Genomic DNA, 18634 nt, shown 5'->3' on the forward strand with positions numbered 1-18634 from the left:
ATTATAGCTTACGACCTTCTTATTTGTTGTCGTCTAATGGAACTATCCCGACAATATAATGGTTCTAATTTTGTCGAAAAAAATGGACTTACATCCCAACTCGCAAGAAGCGATCGGGATGTAAGCCCATAATGAAAAACATTGCGCGATTGTGAAAAAAATCAGTATTTTCAGTTACCTCCGGTACGAGCTAGTTCACGCATATTGGCTTCAAAAGCTGCAAGAAGCGCAGCTTCTCCAGTTAATCCACTCTCACGTACTTTCTCGATTTGCTGCGTCATCCGTTTATAATCTTTCGGAATAACACGAACGAATGAATTCAAGCACTCATTCCAGTTATCTAGTATCGATTGTCCTACAGTACTCCCCGTATAAGACACATGATTCTGAATCAATACACGAAGGCTTGCTGCTTCTGCAGCATCTTCTATTCTTTCTAACAATACCATTTCAAGATTACAGTCCCTTATAAAGGTTCCTTCTTTATCGTATACATAAGCAATACCGCCAGACATTCCTGCAGCGAAGTTACGCCCTGTTTCACCAAGTACAACGACACGTCCGCCTGTCATATATTCACACCCATGGTCGCCAACACCTTCAACAACCACCTTAACGCCAGAGTTCCGAACTGCGAACCGTTCACCTGCGATACCTCGAATATAAGCTTCGCCACTGGTTGCTCCGTAGAATGCTGTATTACCGATAATGACATTCTCTTCCGCTTTGAAGGTAGACTTTGGTGAAGGCTTCACAATAAGCTTACCTCCAGATAGTCCTTTGCCTACATAATCGTTAGAATCGCCTATGACTGTCAAAGTCATGCCTTTAGGAACAAAGGCTCCAAAACTTTGGCCGGCTGTACCCATGAATGTAAATTGAATCGTATTCTCTGGCAGACCCACAGCGCCGTATTTACGTGTCAGTTCACTACCTAAGATCGTACCTACGGCTCTATTTACATTAGTGATTGGAAGTACCCCTTCCACCGATGTTCCATTCTCTAAGGCAGGTGCTGCCAAATCCAGTAACTGGCGAATATCGAGTGTCTCTTCTAACTCATGGTTCTGACGCTTACTATTATAAGGTGTACTATTCTCAGGTAGCTCTGGAGAATGAAGTAAGACAGATAAGTCTACACCATGTTTCTTCCAGTGTTCCGAAGCTTGAACCGCATTCAGACAATCCGTGCGTCCGATCATATCTTGAACGGTACGGAAACCTAGTTCAGCCATAATTTCGCGCATATCTTCTGCGATAAATCTCATAAAATTAACCACATGAGCTGGGTCACCCATGAAGTTCTTACGAAGCTCTGGGTTCTGAGTAGCTACACCTACAGGACAAGTATCCATCTGACAGACTCTCATCATAATACAGCCTAGAGCAACTAGTGGTGCTGTTGAGAAACCATATTCCTCAGCTCCTAACAAAGCAGCTACAGCTAAATCACGACCATTAAGCATTTTACCATCGGTTTCCAGAACGACCCGATCTCGCAAGTTGTTAAGAATGAGCGTCTGGTGCGTCTCCGCAAGTCCCAACTCCCAAGGAAGTCCAGCATGACGAATAGAGCCTTGTGGGGAAGCCCCCGTTCCTCCGTCATAGCCGCTAACAAGAATAATATCTGCACGACCCTTGGCTACTCCTGCAGCAATTGTTCCTACACCGACCTCAGATACCAACTTCACGTTGATGTTCGCACGTGGATTGGCATTCTTCAAATCATAGATAAGTTCAGCTAAATCTTCGATTGAATAGATGTCATGGTGAGGTGGTGGTGAGATTAGACCTACACCAGGTGTTGATCCGCGAACTTCTGCTACCCATGGGTAAACTTTGCGACCTGGTAGTTGCCCACCTTCACCTGGCTTCGCACCTTGCGCCATCTTAATCTGAATTTCATCGGCATTAACCAAGTAATTAGAAGTAACACCGAAACGTCCTGATGCCACCTGCTTAATCGCACTCCGGCGAGAATCTCCATTGCTATCCTTAACGAAACGAGCCGGATCTTCTCCACCTTCACCTGTGTTACTCTTACCTCCAACACGATTCATCGCAATGGCGATACTTTCATGAGCTTCCTTACTGATCGATCCGAAGGACATAGCCCCAGTCTTAAATCTTCTCATAATGGATTCTACAGATTCAACTTCTTCTATAGGTACTGAACTTCCCACAGGCTTGAGCTCTAATAATGAACGTATTGTAAGACGTTGCTCATTCTCACCTTGAACCAATTGAGCATATTTCTTATATAGCTTATAATCATTCGTTCGAACGGACTGTTGTAATAAGTGAATCGTCTGTGGATTGAACAGATGCTCTTCACCATCTTTACGCCATTGGTATTCTCCACCTGAATCGAGTTCTTTATCATTACCATCTTTATCTGTAAATGCACGATTATGATGAGACAAAGTTTCCAAAGTTACCTCTTCAATACCGATACCACCGATCCGGGATGGTGTACGCGTAAAGTATTGATCTACAAAATCTGAACGAAGTCCCACGGCTTCAAAAATTTGCGCACCGCGATATGACTGTATCGTAGATATCCCCATTTTGGATAATACTTTAACAACACTCTTAGTAGCCGCTTTAATATAGTTCTTCACTGCTTTCTCATGGGAAATTCCACGCAACATCCCCTGCTGAATCATGTCATCTAAACTCTCGAATGCAAGATAAGGGTTAACTGCACTAACGCCATATCCTAGCAAGAGCGCATAGTGATGGACTTCACGAGGTTCACCTGACTCTAAAAGAATGCTAATCTTCGTCCGCGTACCTTGGCGAATGAGATGATGATGCAAGCACGATACAGCTAATAATGCTGGAATCGCTGCATTATCCTTATCCAAACCTCGGTCAGACAATATCAGAATGTTATGACCTTTATCGATAACACGATCTGCTGCTTCACAGAGTATATTCAAGGCAGTACGTAGCCCCTTCGCCCCATCGGCAGCTAAGAATAAGATCGGAATCGTCATCGACTTAAAGCCTGGACGGTGAACATGACGAATTTTAGCGAAATCCTCATTAGATAGGACTGGTGTATGCAGACGAATATGTCGACAGCTTTCCGGTTCCGGATGAAGTAAGTTACGCTCTGGTCCAATCGTTGTTCCCGTGGCTGTTACGATCTCCTCACGGATGGCATCAATAGGAGGATTCGTTACCTGCGCAAACATTTGTTTGAAATAATTATAAAGTCGCTGTGGACGCTCTGATAATACAGCCAACGGAGCATCATAGCCCATAGATGCAATGGCTTCAGCACCTGTAGATGCCATGGGCTCTAGAACCTTCCGTAACTCCTCATAGGTATAACCGAAGGATTGCTGCAATTGCTGAACATTGTCATGCTTAGGTTCTGGAAGTTCTGGTGCATCTGGAAGCTCAGCAAGATCAATTAAATGCTCATCGAGCCATTCACGATAGGGCTGCTCCGTTGCGATCTGAGCCTTAACCTCTTCGTCAGAGATAATACGTCCTTCCTTCGTATCCACTAGCAACATACGTCCTGGACGCAAACGGTCCTTGTATAGAATGTCTTCTGGGGCAATATCAAGCACACCTGCTTCAGAGGACAATATGATCAAATCATCTTTCGTTACATAATAACGAGCTGGACGTAATCCATTACGGTCAAGCATAGCCCCAATCTGAACACCATCAGAGAAGCCCATAGCAGCAGGCCCATCCCAAGGTTCCATAAGCGTACTGTGGTATTCATAGAAGGATTTCTTCGCTTCATCCATGCTGTTATGGTTATTCCATGGCTCAGGAACCATCATCATAGCTACATGGGGCAAAGAGCGTCCACTCAAATATAGAAACTCAAACGTATTATCAAACATCGCTGTATCCGAACCGTCTGGATTAATGATAGGTTTAATTTTCTCCAGATCATCACCAAACACTTCGCTTGCAAATTGTGCCTGTCTTGCATGCATCCAGTTCACATTACCGCGAAGCGTATTAATCTCTCCGTTATGGATCATATAACGGTAGGGATGCGCACGTTCCCAGCTTGGGAATGTATTCGTGCTGAACCGAGAATGTATTAATGCAATGGCAGACTCTAAATATTCGTTCTGCAAGTCAGTATAGAACTGACCAACTTGAACCGTAGTTAACATCCCTTTATATACGATCTTGCGGCAAGAAAGACTGGATAAATAGAAGGAATCTCCATCTTCTACCTCAGCGTAACGAATCGCAAGCTCAGCTCGTCTGCCGATAACATACAATTTACGTTCAAAAGCCATTTCATCTTGTACTGCGCTACTCCGTTCGATAAAAACTTGGCGCACATAAGGTTTTGCTGCTTTAGCCGATTTCCCTAGCGTATCATCTACTGTCGGCACATCACGAAATCCAAGAAAATTCTGACCTTCTTCGATTATGATCTCTTTAAGAATCTGCTCGTGTGTTTCTCGGATCGCCTGATCTTGAGATAAGAAAATCATACCTACTCCGTAAAGTCCCTTGTCAGGAAGAGTAAAACCTATTTCCTTCGCTTCTCTGGCAAAAAATTGGTGTGGAATTTGTAACATAATACCGGCTCCGTCACCAGAATTCGCTTCACTACCCTGACCACCACGATGTTCCATATTGACCAACATGGTTAACGCTTGGCTCACAATTTCATGAGAAGGTTTGCCTTTGATATTAGCCACAAATCCCATTCCGCATGCGTCTTTTTCATTCTGCGGATCATAAAGTCCCTGCTTAGGGGGGAGTACTGTATGTCTCATAGATAGCAACCTTTCTTTATTATAAAATAAAATCAAAAGAACAAGACTCATTAGGGTAATATGCAACAAACAATCCATTAATAAAAATCCAGATAATTGGTTATCCCATTTTAGCATCGAGCTAACAGCAGCGCAATTTAAACTTTTTTATATATCTGATAAAAAATGTTTCACATCAAAGCATTAGCGTGCGAAAGTTTATTTACACCATTATACGTATAATCATGCAGAAGGCAATCCATCTTTATATGGAAAAGGCACCCCTTAGATAAGGGATGCCTTTCATTCATTAAACAGCTACATTATGTTCAAGCTCAGCTGTATTATTAGAAGATTTCCGTACGAAATACAAGAATGTTGCACTTAGGAAAATGAGTCCAAATATCGCAAGGAACCCAATTTGACTCCACATCATACTAGTATCTCCCGTGGAAATAACCGCTTTATAACCACTAACGCTGTACGTCATAGGGAACCAAGGGTTAAGAACTTTCATCCAGCCCGGAATAAGTTCCAGCGGGAATGTACCTGCACTTGTTGTAAGCTGTAGTATTAAAATTACAATGACTACGAAACGTCCTGGTTGATCCATCCAAGTAACAAAAGCCTGGACAAGGAACATATACGCTAAACTTGTAACAAATGTAAACAGATAGAACATCGGGACATTCTGTACTTCTAAACCTAACACATATAACATCATAATGACAGCAAGTAAGGATTGAATCAAGCCTACACCTGCAAATGAAAGTGACCGACTAATAAACCGGTTAAAACCTGATGCATTAGGTACAGTCGATTCTCTCATAGGTAATACAATCGTTGTGATCAGTGCCCCTACGAACAACCCGAGTGATAAGAAATAAGGAGCAAAACCAGAACCATAGTTCGGTACTTCATTTAGCTTCTCTTCTTGAACCTTCACTGGTTCAGCAAACATGTTGTATGTGGCATCTGTACCTTTAACTTTGCCTGTTTTATCAGCAGCTTCATTTAACTTGGAGGCAAGCTCTCCAGAACCATCTTTCAATTTCACAATGCCTGACTGCAATTCGCCGGCTCCATCATTTAATTTCTGGGAACCATCAGCCAATGTACCTACGCCACCATCCAATTGATTCAAACCGCCAGCTAGCTTATCCGTACCTGCTGCAATATCTCCAGCTCCACCCGCTAACTTCTGACTTCCACTAACCGCATCCGCCATCTTAGTACCGAACAACTTCAAGCCATCCGCCACTTGGCCTTGACCTGCTTCTAATTGATTAGCACCTTGAAGTAGCTTCTGTTGACCTTGATGTAAAGCCGTGCTTCCTTGGGATAACTGTTCAGCACCTTGATGTAAGGCAACTGCACCTTCACTTAATTGCTGCGTACCCGCATGTAGCTTGGTTGCACCCTGTAATAGTTGCGTTTGACCTTGATTCAGCGCCGTTGCTCCTTGCGCTATTTGTTGCTCGCTACTGTGTAGCTTCTCAGACCCTTGAGCTACTGCTTGGCTAGCTGCCAGCAGCTTTTGTACGTCAGGGCTTTGCGCAAGTTCAGGATTAGACTCTACTAGCTGTCCTAAGCCCTTAGCAACGCTTGCTGCACCCGTTGCAACTTGCTGACTGCCTTCAACTGCCTCCTTTAAGCTTTGCGCAAGCTTTGCGCTTCCGCCTTCAGAAGACTTAAGTCCATCTTGCAATTGAGCCGCTCCATCTACACTGGACTGAAGTCCAGATTGTAGCTGACCTGATCCAGTTACGGATTGCTTCAAGCCCGCATCTAACTTTGCGCTTCCTTGTTCAGCAGATAGAAGACCTTTCTGTAATTGGCTAACCCCTTGATGTGCTTGGACCGCTCCATTCTCAAGTTTCTTCTGAGCTGTTTGTAGCTGAGATAGTCCTCCCGAAAGTGTCATCGTTCCATCCTTCAATTGAGCTGCACCTTGCTGTAGATCACTAGTACCTTTAGTCAGAGGCTGTAAGCCATCCTGAAGCTTGGTAGTACCTTCTACCAATTTAGCTAAGTTATCTTTCAGCAGTATCGCCCCATCATCCAATTTAACAGTACCCTCTTGGATGTCACCTGCTCCAGTTCCAGCATCTTTAAAACCTGTTGAGACCGTCTTGATCTGATCAAATATAACCTCAGAATACATCTCTGTAACTTTCGCAGATACCTTAGATTTAATCTGCTCCACAGCCGAACCCCCGATTTGGGATGCTAGGAAGTTATATCCTTCGTTTGGTGAATAAATAAGTTGGGCTGGGTGAGGCTGATCATCCAACACCGTTGTTGCTTTAGAAGAGAAATCCTCTGGAATAATTATGGTCATGTAGTAATGATTAATGGCCATTCCATTGTCTGCTTCTTCTTTACTAACGAATTCCCATTTGAAATCATCACTTTTCTTTAACTCTGTAATCAAATCATTTCCTGCCTGAATCGTCTTTCCTTCATAATTAGCTCCGGCATCACTGTTAACAACAGCGACTGGAAGATCACTCATTTTACTATAAGGATCCCAAAAGGCAGTTAGAAACATACCACTATACATAACTGGAATAAATAAAATAGCAACCAAAGAAACTAACAATTTGTGATTCCTTACCATAGATCCTAAGTCTTTAAAAAATACAGATAATGACTTCATCGTCAACTTCTCTCCTTCTCTATATACAAATACTGTATGACCATTATTGTCAGTTAGTCATTATCAGTCTTAGAAAAACTTCTCTCATTAAAATGGCGGTGTTCTATCATCTCTAGGGCCGCATCATTTTTGTAAGGAAGTTATCTTTACAAGTATGGTTAAATTATAAACGCTGTTATTCAGTTGTTTATTTCGTTACTGCTAAACCATCCAAAAGGAATAAACGAATATACCGTTGAATTTCTTCCTTACTCAAGGGTGCATGGAGCTTATTCAAGTCTGAAGTCAACGTGATGTACAATCTTAACATGACAATCGAGACAACTTTGGGATCACAAGGCTTAATTTCATTATTTCTTAAGGCAATCCCAATCTCTTGTTCTAAATACTCTAAAACAACATTCTCCACTTTATCCAGTGCTTCCAGTGCTTGAGGTGTTCCGAAGTCACGCAGTTCTTGCGATAGCTTAATGATAAGATCATGTTCTCTACGGAATTCAAGGACCGCATTAAGCACTCTGTATAAATTATAGAAGAATGCTTTCTCAGGGATCACTTCTCTTTCTACGATCCGTTTCATCTCTTGGATGACTTCCAATACAATCTCATCGAATAAATCTTCCTTATTCGTAAAAAAAGTATATATCGTTCCTTTACCAACATTTGCAATCTTTGCTACTTGATCCATCGTCGTTGCTTTATACCCAAAAAGTGCAAAAGATTGGGCTGCCGCATTCAGTACTTGCTTTCGACGATCCATCGCAGCCATATTATCCTCTCCTTTCAGATATAATTTTTCCTTAATAATGACCAAAATTCATATTCAGTCATTCAGTCATTTAAATTTAACACTTTATGATTTAAATATCAATCATTATTTAAATATAATCAATTTAATCTTGCTAGGCCGAGGTTCTCCGACCTCAGTCCAAGATTATCCTCGTCTAAGGTCTAGGATGAACTACCGCCTTTGGTCTATTTAGAAAAGTTCGATTTCCATCTATAATACTTAATAGAGGTAATACGACCGGATTTCAAACGTTAATATTCCTTTAATTTGATTATTAAGAGCGCGATGCATGAAATCGATTTAATAAAATATTTATTAAGGATAGTAATAGCGATTCCTATTCTGTAAGATAGAGGGAGAAAGTTGTAGGTGAAGACATGAGAAAAAAGAGAATTCTGTTTTTGTCCGAAGGATTTGGGACTGGGCACACTCAAGCGGCTCATGCTCTCGCCAGCGGAATGAAGAAGCTTCATCCCCATTTGCAGTGCCGTGTGATCGAACTTGGAAATTTCCTGAATCCCACTGTAGGACCTTGGATTCTATCAGCATATCGCAAAACAGTCAGTACAACGCCAGCCATTATAGGTATGTTCTACCGTAACAAGTATGATAAATCATTGAATCGACTAACTCAGCTTGCGCTACATCGCATTTTTTATACCCATGCAGCACAAGTTCTATCTCAACTCAAGCCTGATATCATCATCTGTACCCATCCTATTCCCAATAGCGTCATCTCGCGGCTTAAACGCCAGGGTGTAGATGTCCCGTTGATCACACTCATTACCGATTACGATGTCCATGGAACGTGGGTTAACCCTGAGGTGAATCAATATCTAGTCTCTTCTCCAAGAGTCAAGAATCTTCTTCTTGAACGTGGTGTAGCCTCACATCATATTAAGATGACGGGTATTCCAGTACACCCCGATTTTTGGGAGCGGGGAAATAGAGACCAGCTCCGGGCTGAATTTAACTTAAAATCTCAACCCACTGTTCTTGTTATGGGTGGTGGATGGGGACTCGCTTTCAAACGTGACTTCTTGGTACAGTTGACATCATGGGCTGATCATATCCAGCTTATTTTTTGTGTGGGTAGCAATTTAAAGCTATTGGACAAAATGAAAGAGAACCCAATCTTTGACCATCCGAATATTACGTTGTTAGGTTACTCAAGCCAGATCAACAAGCTCATGGATGTGTCTGACCTCCTTATTACTAAGCCAGGTGGAATGACATGTACAGAAGGACTAATTAAAGGTATCCCTATGATATTTTATGAAGCTATTCCAGGACAAGAAGAACAAAACAGTCTTTTCTTCGTGAACCGTGGATTTGCAGAGACACTCCATTCCACTGTACTCAATAGATGGTTCAAGCGACTTACAACGGATTATGAAGAAGTTGTTGCTGAGCGGAATAATAAGAAATCTACCGAGTCTTATCTTCAGCCTTGTTGCTGCGCACAAACTGTCGTTGATATGCTTAAGATGGAATCACTCGAACAACCGAGAGAATGGACTATCACTCCTTAATATGCTCAAAAAAAACAGCTTCCCGCTAGCTCATGGGAAGCTGTTTTTTTGTTTATATCTTTGTTACTTTCCCCTAAGAAGACAGCACTAAACAGAATAAATAAGAACCCTTATTTATAGAATGTATGATTTCCAATAGTTTTATTATATGTCCGGGTATGCTTAACCGTTAAATCATCTGCTAATTGAAGAGATAGGAAATAATAAGTATCATCACTAACTTCCTTACGCCCATTCATAGCTTCATTGACAGCATGAATAGTATCCTTGTTAGGCTGGACACGTTTAAAACGTCCATTTCTTACAGGACTAAATTGAAATTTCTGATAGATTACCTTTTGAATAGTATTGGGAAAATTGGCTGACCGCAGCCGGTTTAAGACAACATTGGCGACAGCCACTTTGCCTTCGTACGGTTCACCTTCCGCCTCTGCCATCACAATTTTGCGTAGCATAAGCAGTTCTTCATCAGAAACCGCGTATTGCCAAGTCGATTGATCCTTCGCTTGTTGGCTTAGCGTCTTTGTCCGAGTGAAGAATAATACTTGTGGGGGATTTAGCTTAGGATTAACCTCTGCTAATTTCTTCGCTGCAGCCTCTTTTTTGGCTTTAGCTTCTTTCTTTGCCTGTGCCTCTTTCTTTGCTTTAGCTTGCACAACCTTAGCTTTCTTCCTCGCCTCAGCCTCTTGATCTACTTGAAAAAGTACTAAATGGTTTGTTAAAAGATGATTCTTAAAAACGACTTGTTCAGAAGATTTAAGAACTACACTCTTATTCATAAACAGAGATTTCTCATTATCCATTGTATGGAATGTATTCATAGATTCCAATTTCAAAGATGATAACGAATAGCTGTTAGTCTTCTCTAATGGTTGAACAGTGCCATCAGATAAAATACTCGAAGGCATCGTTTCTAGCATTGGAAGCTTACTCTCTTTCTCCCAACCTTGTACTTGTTCTGACTGCAAAAGCAGACATATCACAGAGAAACACACTAAAATAACACCAACTAACAGCGCTATCCAGCGGTTTTGTCTAAATGTACTCATAATCTTCCTCCTATGTTTCCGGCACATTCCCTAATAAGTAACCGAAAATATAGGTTTTGAATAACCTTGAAAAATCATTTTCAGTCCATTTAAACCTTTATTGGGAATGCTTCTACTACCTCATACATCGGCTTAGAGCCTATATGAGTCGTAAAAAGTACAAACTCACTAACACACCATGATAGGGTCTCCACCGAGGATGATATTAACAAATCCCTCTGAAAAGGAGTTTTACCCGTATATTTGCGTGCTACAGTAATATGTGGCCGGTATTTACGTGCTTCTTTGTTAAATTGTAACTCTACTGTTGATTCTACTATTTTCTGTTGAAGACATTCAAGTCGAGTGGTATTACCTGCAACTGTTCTATAAAGCACTCTAGGCGCTTCTGGAACACCGAATGTATCCCACGTCCCCATTTCCAACTTGAACGGCTTAACCTCTGATGCTACATTATTCAAGACTTCACAAAGTGCAGGAATCCTATTAGATTCCGTATCCCCCAGAAATTGAAGCGTAATATGATAGTCTTCCGAATAAGTCCATTTAGTAAACGGAATACCTATCTTATATTGTTTACACTCATTTTGTAAAGTATAGCCTATCGGTTCAGGCACTTTGAGTGCCACGAACAAGCGCTGTGAATCTGGCAATAGGTTACCGCTGCTCACTACTATCCAAGTCCCTTTCGTTATAACAAAATAGTGATTTTGCTCCTTCTAATAGAGTCTAACGAAAATTAACATCCTGTGTTATTATAGCCTTTCCGTTGCCAATCCTCAATCCATTTATTCTAAAAATGGATGCCAAATTAGCCCAAGATATGATTACTTGGGCTGTGTTAATGGAATATTTAAGCCAATAAACCCTTGAATATCAAGGCTTTGGCGTGTCTACACCGTTCAGGATCAAATGCATCCGTATCTCTGCATTTAGTGAGTCAGATACCGCACAATATTTCTTTTCACCCATCTCAATCGCTTTCCAAACACGGTAATCCGGGATTTCTCCATCTACTTTGAATGTTAGGTCAATCGCTGTAAATCCCGTTGGATTTTCTTCTCTCCGTGTTCCCTCAGCTTCAATCTCCAGCCTATGGATGGTAGAAAGAAATGCGTCGAGAATCATCGTAATATCAATCCCCATACAACCTGCTAATCCCGCCAATAACAATTCCATAGGAGTAGCCCCTTTTCCCTCTCCACCGTATGCAGGTGTCGCATCCATACCAACTGAATACCCAGAAGCTCCTACTGCATTAAAGGATCGTTTGCCATTCCATGTAGTTGATACTTTCATAATTATACCTACTTTCTATTTTAATACTCTCAATAGGGTTCAATGCTCTGTAATTTGGCGCAAAAACTTCTTAGCACGGTCAGACTTCGGCTGTTCAAAAAATGAATCAGGCGTACCTTCTTCCACAATAGATCCATCTGCCATAAATATGACTTTATTGGCTACCTCGCGAGCAAACTTCATTTCATGGGTTACAACCACCATCGTCATTCCCTCTTTGGCTAGTTGCTGCATGACGGCAAGAACTTCTCCCACAAGTTCTGGGTCCAGTGCCGAAGTAGGCTCATCAAATAACATGATAGCAGGATCTATGGCCAGTGCTCTTGCAATTGCTACCCGTTGCTGCTGTCCACCCGATAGTCTTGAAGGATAAGTATCCTTCTTGTCAGTCAATCCTACGCGTGCCAGCATCTGCTCTCCCTTAATGTTCGCCTCTTCTCTACTCATTTTTTTAACAGTTAGAAGAGCCTCCGTCACATTGCCAAGAGCCGTCTTATGTGGATACAGATTGAATTGCTGAAATACCATCCCGGTCTGACGACGTATATCGCGAATCAACTTGTGTTGTTGCCTTCGTGGCATATTAGCATCTACTCGCACACCACCCACTTCAAAGCTACCTCCGGAAATATCCTCAAGACCATTCAAACACCGAAGCAAGGTACTTTTACCTGAACCACTAGGCCCTAGTAGTACTACAATCTCATTCTTAGCAACCTCTATATTTACTTCTTGGAGTACATTAACATGATTGAATTGCTTAGACAATCCGTGGGTACTAATCATTTTCATTCTGCTCATCCCCTGATTTAATAAGCTTTGGACATGCGCTTCTCAATGGCATTCAGTATGCTGGAGAACACCGTGCTCATCACCCAATACATCGCTGCAATTGCAATATAAAATGGCATATATACATAATACTGAGCCACAAGTAATTTCGCCGACTGAAGCAATTCTGTGACTGCAATAGTGGATACTAATGACGTCTCTTTGAGCATCCCAATAAATGTATTTCCCATAGGAGGAATCGCTACCCTTATTGCTTGAGGGTAAATAATTCGCCGCATCGTTTGCCAAGAAGTCATACCTGTAGCATAAGCCGCCTCAGTCTGGCCTTTAGGGATAGACATAATGGCTCCCCGAAATGTTTCTGAGAGAAACGCTCCTATATTCACACTGAGAGTAACAAAGGCTGCCGTCAACGGACCTAATGTAATGCCGTAATCCACCAGACCATAGTAAACAATGAAAATTTGCACAAGGGTTGGGGTTCCTCGGATAATAGATACATAAATACGAGCCAGCCCACGCACCAGTCGATTTCCTTTCATTCTCGCCATGGCGGTAATAACACCAATAATAAATCCAAAGAAAATGGATACCAAGGTGATTAGCACTGTATAGTAAGCACCCATCATTAAAAAAGTGAAATTCTGATAGACGAGATCCATCTTATCTGATTCCTTTCTATAGACACCAAGCTAAACTAACTTCTAAACTCTGTGTTTATTTAGATGAGGGTTCTTCCCCAAACCACTTAACGAAAATTGTTTTGTAAGTACCGTCGGTCTTCATGTCCTTTAAAGCTTGATCCAGCGCATCCCGAAACTCCGGATTATTTTTACGAACAGCGATTCCTGCCGAATCCGCTTTGATCGCTTCTCCAACTGCCTTCACTTGAAATCCATTTTTATCAATAATAGGTTTAAGCGCATATAGATTATTAATCGTTGCATCAATTCGACCTGCATTAAGATCCTGCAGTGAGGTATTTGCATCATCGTATGTTTTGATATTGAATTTCCCAACCTTAGGAAGGATTTCATTACGTAAATAGGTTTCATCATTCGTACCCAATCCTACGCCGATATTGTTACCTTTGAAATCCTCCAACTTCGTAATATCGTTATTGTTGCTTTTCACAATAATCTTGACTTCATTTGTAATATAAGGTTCAGTGAAATCCATTTGCTTCTGACGGTCTTCAGTAATTGTCATTTGACTTATCACGGTATCGAATTTCTTCGCTTGCAGACCTGCAACCATACCTGAGAACTCTTGCGCTACAAACTCTGCCTTTACCCCTAAACGATTCGCGACCTCCTTGGCAATATCAACATCGAAACCATCCATTTCTTTATTCTCATTCAAAAAATTGTAAGGAGGATAAGTCCCCATCAATCCAACTTTCATGACTCCAGCATCTTTCACTTGCTGTAACAAATTACTGGAGGATTCTTGGGCATTATTATTTGTTCCCGGCTTATTAGTAGCGGTATTCGCCTTATCTCCACAAGCACTTACAATCACACTCATCACTAATATTAATGCAAGTACAAAAACTCTAGGTTTTCTGTATTGTATATTCATTCTCATATCTTTCCCTTCTCTTTTAAGTTTGAAATCCTTACATTGGTATCCCCTAAACTCCTCATTCACTTGCCTAAAAGCCCAAAAAATTCAAATTTAGCCGTCTCAGCTGCTAATTCTTCGATTGTCCTTGAGGAGAAATTTGAATCTGGTTCGGACGGTATGAATAACCATCGAGAGATAACACCTTCAACTAGGCTCATTAACATAGCGGCTCGTAACTCTGCATCAATCGTGGACGATAACATTTCAAGTTCAATCGCTCTTTGAATGTTACGTCTAAAGGCCCGTTCCATCGCCGCCTTAGTCTCGTGAATAGCACCACTAATCACGCCGTTGGCACCTGTTCCACTAAGAAGTAATTCCATGAGGTAGCGATTATGATCGGCGAACAAGAATAGTCTGATGAATAAAGCTTCCGAAGCTTGTTCCATCTCCTTCACTGTTGCATAGCTTTGCCGATAACCTTGTCCAATAACCTCCAAAAGTTGCTCTTGTCCTTCTCGAATAATTTCTAATGCTATAGCTTCTTTACTTTTGAAATACCAATAGAAGGTTCCCTGAGCAACACCAGCCTCACTAACGATATCCGAAATTTTCGTGTGATGATAACCCTGTCTTGCAAATCGTTCTAAGGCAATCTGTAAAATCTGTTTTCTCCGATCAGATCCTTTGTTATGTTCTACTTCCTTACTGATTTCAGAAGCTTCATTATTCATTCTCGGTCCTCCTGATTGACTAGTCAGTCGATAAAATAAATCCTATAGGATAACTATGATATTGTCAAGGGAATTCGAAGCCTATGCGATTTCCTTTACATTCTGGTATGATTTTCAGAGAAGGATGAAATATTAGATTCATTATTTAGGAGGATAAAAGATGAAACAAATAGTTAGTCTGCACAACTTATCTCCCGAACAATTAAAACAGATTAAGGATGTTGCTCCAGAATATAACGTAACCATTAGCAAAAGGTCTGAACTAGATTCTAAACGGTTACAAGAAGCAGAGATTCTCATTGGATGGTCCAAGGGAATAGAGGAACATGTTCTTGCTGAGGATAGCAAGCTACAATGGATTCAGACTTGGTCTGCGGGTGTAGATAAGCTACCGCTGGATCAACTAGCGACAAGAAATATATTGTTAACCAATTCCAGTGGTGTACATGCTATCCCTATATCGGAAAGTATTTTTGCCATGATCCTTGCCTTCTCTCGAGGTGTGCAACGGGCCATCCTGAACCAACATGAACAGAAATGGGACCCTAAAGTCGGATGGAATGGATCTAGTACACTCTCGGAGCTTAACGGCAAAACAGCTGTGATTGTAGGCGTTGGCGAAATTGGTAGTGAAACAGCTCGACTTGCCAAGGCTTTTGGCATGAAGGTGATCGGCGTTAGACGTTCTGGTAAAGATGCTCCACATGTGGATCACATGTACACCATGGGAGGGCTACACGAGGCACTTAGTCAAGGAGACTATATTATCAACATCCTTCCACTAACGGATGAGACTTATCACATGTTCGATACAGCAGCTTTTGCTGCTTTCAAACGAGAATCTTGCTTCATTAATGCAGGACGCGGACCAACCGTTCATACTGCCGCTCTAGTGGATGCACTGAGAGAAGGCATTATCCGCTCAGCTGGACTTGATGTATTTGAAGAGGAACCCTTACCGCAAGACCATCCCCTCTGGACGATGGAACAGGTGTTAATTACGCCTCATATTGCAGGCAGCACTGAGCATTATGATGAGCGTGTTGTGGATATTTTTGTGGACAATTTGAAAGCTTATATAGAAGGAAAAAGATTGCCACGTAATCTAGTCGACTACGATTTGAAATATTAAGGCCTGAAATATTGATGGGGCTCTAAATTAGTACGGGGAATGGAAGTCACTGTAAGTATGGTTGGTCGCACTTCTATTTTGCCAAAGAGAGGTTTCTTTTTGCTATATTTGACGATTCTAGACAGGGTTCCCGCTGAAACTAGCGGAGAACCTCTCAGAACACCTACTTCAGTATTGCTCAAAAGACAGAGGTGTCCCAAGCAGCCATTTGCATGGCTTTTGGGACACCCCCTAATAGAATTACAACTTCACCTTCATAAAACCTTCGATTCTCTCCAGCGCTTCCGTTAATTTTTGTAGGGAAGCTGCATAGGAGCAGCGAATATATCCCTCTCCACCTGCTCCAAAAACATGACCCGGAACTGCCGCAACACCTACCTCTCGATGCAACTGCAAAGCGAAATCTTCTGATGTCAGTCCAGTATGAGCGATCGAAGGAAAGGCATAAAATGCTCCCGCCGGTTCATGGCAAGGCAATCCAATCGCTCGAAATCCACTAACCAGCAGCTTTCTCCGCTCATCGAAGCATTGTTTCATGTCTTCCTTATGCTGCATTCCGTTCCGCAGTGATTCAATGGCAGCAATTTGACCGAGCACTGGGGCACACATCGCAGTGTATTGATGAATTTTCAGCATCGCCGCAATTAATTCCCGATCACCACAGGCATAACCTACTCTCCAGCCGGTCATTGCAAATGCTTTGGAGAAGCCGCTAATGACAATTGTTCGTTCTATCATCCCAGGAAGAGAGGCAATACTAACATGGTGGCTGTTATACGTGAGCTCTGCATAGATTTCATCTGAAATAACAAGTAAATTATTCTCTTTTACAATTTGTGCAATAGGCAACCAATCTTCATATGACATTACTGCTCCTGTAGGATTAGTTGGAAAATTTACCATAAGAAGCTTGGAACGCGGCGTGATCACCTTCCGCAATGCTTCCGCAGTAAGCTTAAAACCCTGCTCGGCTGAAGATTCAACCTCTACCGTGACTCCCCCGTTCAAATGGGTAATCGGTGAATAAGCAATATAGCTCGGAGAAGGTACGATAATCTCATCCCCGGGTGTAATGAAGGCTCTCAGAGCCAAATCCACGGCTTCGCTACTTCCCACCGTAACTATGACCTCGCTAGTTGGCTCGTAGCGGAGGTTGAAGCTTGTGTGCAGATAAGCGGCAATCTCCTCTCTAAGCTCCAGTAAACCGGAATTCGGTGTATACATCGTTTCCCCTTTGTTCAAGGCACGAATACAGGCAGCTCTTACATGCTCCGGTGTAACGAAATCAGGCTCGCCTACGCCAAGCGAAATAATATCCTCATTCCCTGCACTTAGGTCAAAAAAAGCCCGAATCCCCGAAGGCGCAATCTCCCGCACACGCGGAGCAATCCACTCATTTTGCATGGCTGCACACCTCTTCTCTTGAACTCTTTTCCTTAAGGGAAAGGGAGATGATCTCGTCCAGCAGTCCGCTGAATGTGTACCCTGCCGCTTGCGCGCTTTTGGGTAAAAGACTGGCCTTCGTCATGCCCGGTAGCGTGTTCACCTCCAGCACATATGGAATACCATCCTTAAGTAGCATATCTACCCGTGCGTATACACTACATTTTAGTGCTTTGTAGCAGCTCAAGGCAGCTTCGCGTACCCGCTCATGCACCTCTGTAGGTAGTTCAATTATCCGTTCTTCTGCTCCTCCGTCCTCATACTTAGCACTATAATCGAACCACTCAGTATGCGCTGAAGTAATCCCTAGAATGGGTAACAGCTCTCCGTTCAGAATGGAGCAGGTGATTTCCTGACCTTGAATGTAGCTCTCGATCAAAATCGACTGATCACAGGCAAAAGCTTTCTGCACTGCGCTTAGCAGCTCCTTAGGACCGCTCACCTTTTCCATTCCGATACTCGAACCGCCTGAACACGGCTTAACCATAACGGGATAACCAAGTCGTTCTACTGCATCTACCGAATAATCCTTCATGCTGTCCCAACACAGCCAATCTGCCGTATTCACGCCTTCGTAGCGCATAAGCTTTTTGGAAAGATCTTTGTCCATGCAAATGCTACTAGACAAAACCCGGCTTCCCGTATATGGGATTCCCATCGTCTCCAGCGTCCCTTGAACAGTGCCATCCTCTCCATAAGCTCCATGAAGTGCAAGCAGCGCGATATCGATGCCTTTTGCCTGTTCAATGAGCTCCTCACGTTTCGTGATCACAATTGGAGTAATTTCATATTTATTTGGATCGAGATTCTTCAATATCTCTTTCCCACTATTCATTGACACCTCATATTCTGAAGATACCCCGCCCATAATTACGCCTACCTTCATCTTA

The 18634-nt window shown here is 42.3% G+C and carries 14 protein-coding genes; 2 read left to right on the top strand and 12 right to left on the bottom strand.

Going from position 1 to position 18634, the window contains the following annotated elements; genetic code table 11:
• Positions 1–170: 170 nt before the first annotated feature.
• The 3 genes from gltB to UB51_RS17985 form a co-directional block, all read right to left on the bottom strand.
• Positions 171–4769, bottom strand: coding sequence for a glutamate synthase large subunit (gltB, locus tag UB51_RS17975; protein ID WP_044878484.1), 4599 nt, complete (start codon positions 4767–4769; stop codon positions 171–173).
• A gap of 289 nt (positions 4770–5058) precedes the next feature.
• A complete protein-coding gene (locus tag UB51_RS17980) occupies positions 5059–7407 on the bottom strand; it encodes a YhgE/Pip domain-containing protein (protein ID WP_044878485.1) in 2349 nt (782 codons plus the stop codon).
• 187 nt (positions 7408–7594) lie between these two features.
• The gene (locus UB51_RS17985) at positions 7595–8176 is read right to left on the bottom strand and encodes a TetR/AcrR family transcriptional regulator (RefSeq protein WP_044878486.1); all 582 of its coding nucleotides are present in this window, start codon (positions 8174–8176) and stop codon (positions 7595–7597) included.
• Positions 8177–8574: 398 nt separating this feature from the next.
• Here UB51_RS17985 and UB51_RS17990 point away from each other — a divergent pair, with 398 nt between their 5' ends.
• The gene (locus UB51_RS17990; protein ID WP_044878487.1) at positions 8575–9729 is read left to right on the top strand and encodes a UDP-N-acetylglucosamine--LPS N-acetylglucosamine transferase; all 1155 of its coding nucleotides are present in this window, start codon (positions 8575–8577) and stop codon (positions 9727–9729) included.
• Positions 9730–9839: 110 nt separating this feature from the next.
• Here the strand turns inward: UB51_RS17990 and UB51_RS17995 are convergent, their stop codons facing one another.
• The 7 genes from UB51_RS17995 to UB51_RS18025 form a co-directional block, all read right to left on the bottom strand.
• Positions 9840–10778, bottom strand: coding sequence for a cell wall hydrolase (locus tag UB51_RS17995; RefSeq protein WP_044878488.1), 939 nt, complete (start codon positions 10776–10778; stop codon positions 9840–9842).
• Positions 10779–10867: 89 nt separating this feature from the next.
• Positions 10868–11449, bottom strand: coding sequence for an RNA 2',3'-cyclic phosphodiesterase (thpR, locus tag UB51_RS18000; RefSeq protein ID WP_052675999.1), 582 nt, complete (start codon positions 11447–11449; stop codon positions 10868–10870).
• Positions 11450–11654: 205 nt separating this feature from the next.
• A complete protein-coding gene (locus tag UB51_RS18005) occupies positions 11655–12077 on the bottom strand; it encodes an OsmC family protein (RefSeq protein ID WP_044878489.1) in 423 nt (140 codons plus the stop codon).
• A 39-nt stretch (positions 12078–12116) separates the two neighbouring features.
• Positions 12117–12863, bottom strand: coding sequence for an amino acid ABC transporter ATP-binding protein (locus UB51_RS18010; RefSeq protein WP_044880270.1), 747 nt, complete (start codon positions 12861–12863; stop codon positions 12117–12119).
• 23 nt (positions 12864–12886) lie between these two features.
• Positions 12887–13531: an amino acid ABC transporter permease gene (locus UB51_RS18015; RefSeq protein ID WP_044878490.1), complete on the bottom strand. Its 645-nt coding sequence runs from the start codon at positions 13529–13531 to the stop codon at positions 12887–12889.
• Positions 13532–13586: 55 nt separating this feature from the next.
• Positions 13587–14450 carry a transporter substrate-binding domain-containing protein gene (locus UB51_RS18020; protein ID WP_044880271.1) on the bottom strand — a complete coding sequence of 288 codons (864 nt, stop codon included), beginning with the start codon at positions 14448–14450 and terminating at the stop codon, positions 13587–13589.
• Positions 14451–14515: 65 nt separating this feature from the next.
• Positions 14516–15169, bottom strand: a complete 654-nt coding sequence (locus UB51_RS18025) for a TetR/AcrR family transcriptional regulator (protein ID WP_044878491.1) — start codon at positions 15167–15169, stop codon at positions 14516–14518.
• Positions 15170–15329: 160 nt separating this feature from the next.
• On the opposite strand from UB51_RS18025, the gene UB51_RS18030 reads away from it, so the two are divergent.
• A complete protein-coding gene (locus UB51_RS18030; RefSeq protein WP_044878492.1) occupies positions 15330–16301 on the top strand; it encodes a D-2-hydroxyacid dehydrogenase in 972 nt (323 codons plus the stop codon).
• A 240-nt stretch (positions 16302–16541) separates the two neighbouring features.
• Here the strand turns inward: UB51_RS18030 and UB51_RS18035 are convergent, their stop codons facing one another.
• Positions 16542–17705: an aminotransferase class I/II-fold pyridoxal phosphate-dependent enzyme gene (locus UB51_RS18035; RefSeq protein ID WP_044878493.1), complete on the bottom strand. Its 1164-nt coding sequence runs from the start codon at positions 17703–17705 to the stop codon at positions 16542–16544.
• Positions 17695–18630 carry a D-alanine--D-alanine ligase gene (locus UB51_RS18040; RefSeq protein WP_044878494.1) on the bottom strand — a complete coding sequence of 312 codons (936 nt, stop codon included), beginning with the start codon at positions 18628–18630 and terminating at the stop codon, positions 17695–17697. The genes UB51_RS18035 and UB51_RS18040 overlap by 11 nt, the downstream gene beginning before the upstream one ends.
• Between the last annotated feature and the right edge of the window lie 4 nt (positions 18631–18634).

Origin of the sequence: Paenibacillus sp. IHBB 10380 (assembly GCF_000949425.1) — a bacterium.
In the GTDB taxonomy this organism is placed as follows: Bacteria; Bacillota; Bacilli; order Paenibacillales; family Paenibacillaceae; genus Paenibacillus_AQ.

What these genes read in the sequence shown, in the direction of transcription:
- gltB (WP_044878484.1), bottom strand. Translation starts at nt 4,769, where the DNA reads ATGAGACATACAGTACTCCCCCCTAAGCAGGGACTTTATGATCCGCAG.
- UB51_RS17980 (WP_044878485.1), bottom strand. Translation starts at nt 7,407, where the DNA reads ATGAAGTCATTATCTGTATTTTTTAAAGACTTAGGATCTATGGTAAGG.
- UB51_RS17985 (WP_044878486.1), bottom strand. Translation starts at nt 8,176, where the DNA reads ATGGCTGCGATGGATCGTCGAAAGCAAGTACTGAATGCGGCAGCCCAA.
- UB51_RS17990 (WP_044878487.1), top strand. Translation starts at nt 8,575, where the DNA reads ATGAGAAAAAAGAGAATTCTGTTTTTGTCCGAAGGATTTGGGACTGGG.
- UB51_RS17995 (WP_044878488.1), bottom strand. Translation starts at nt 10,778, where the DNA reads ATGAGTACATTTAGACAAAACCGCTGGATAGCGCTGTTAGTTGGTGTT.
- UB51_RS18005 (WP_044878489.1), bottom strand. Translation starts at nt 12,077, where the DNA reads ATGAAAGTATCAACTACATGGAATGGCAAACGATCCTTTAATGCAGTA.
- UB51_RS18010 (WP_044880270.1), bottom strand. Translation starts at nt 12,863, where the DNA reads ATGATTAGTACCCACGGATTGTCTAAGCAATTCAATCATGTTAATGTA.
- UB51_RS18015 (WP_044878490.1), bottom strand. Translation starts at nt 13,531, where the DNA reads ATGGATCTCGTCTATCAGAATTTCACTTTTTTAATGATGGGTGCTTAC.
- UB51_RS18020 (WP_044880271.1), bottom strand. Translation starts at nt 14,450, where the DNA reads ATGAATATACAATACAGAAAACCTAGAGTTTTTGTACTTGCATTAATA.
- UB51_RS18025 (WP_044878491.1), bottom strand. Translation starts at nt 15,169, where the DNA reads ATGAATAATGAAGCTTCTGAAATCAGTAAGGAAGTAGAACATAACAAA.
- UB51_RS18030 (WP_044878492.1), top strand. Translation starts at nt 15,330, where the DNA reads ATGAAACAAATAGTTAGTCTGCACAACTTATCTCCCGAACAATTAAAA.
- UB51_RS18035 (WP_044878493.1), bottom strand. Translation starts at nt 17,705, where the DNA reads ATGCAAAATGAGTGGATTGCTCCGCGTGTGCGGGAGATTGCGCCTTCG.
- UB51_RS18040 (WP_044878494.1), bottom strand. Translation starts at nt 18,630, where the DNA reads ATGAAGGTAGGCGTAATTATGGGCGGGGTATCTTCAGAATATGAGGTG.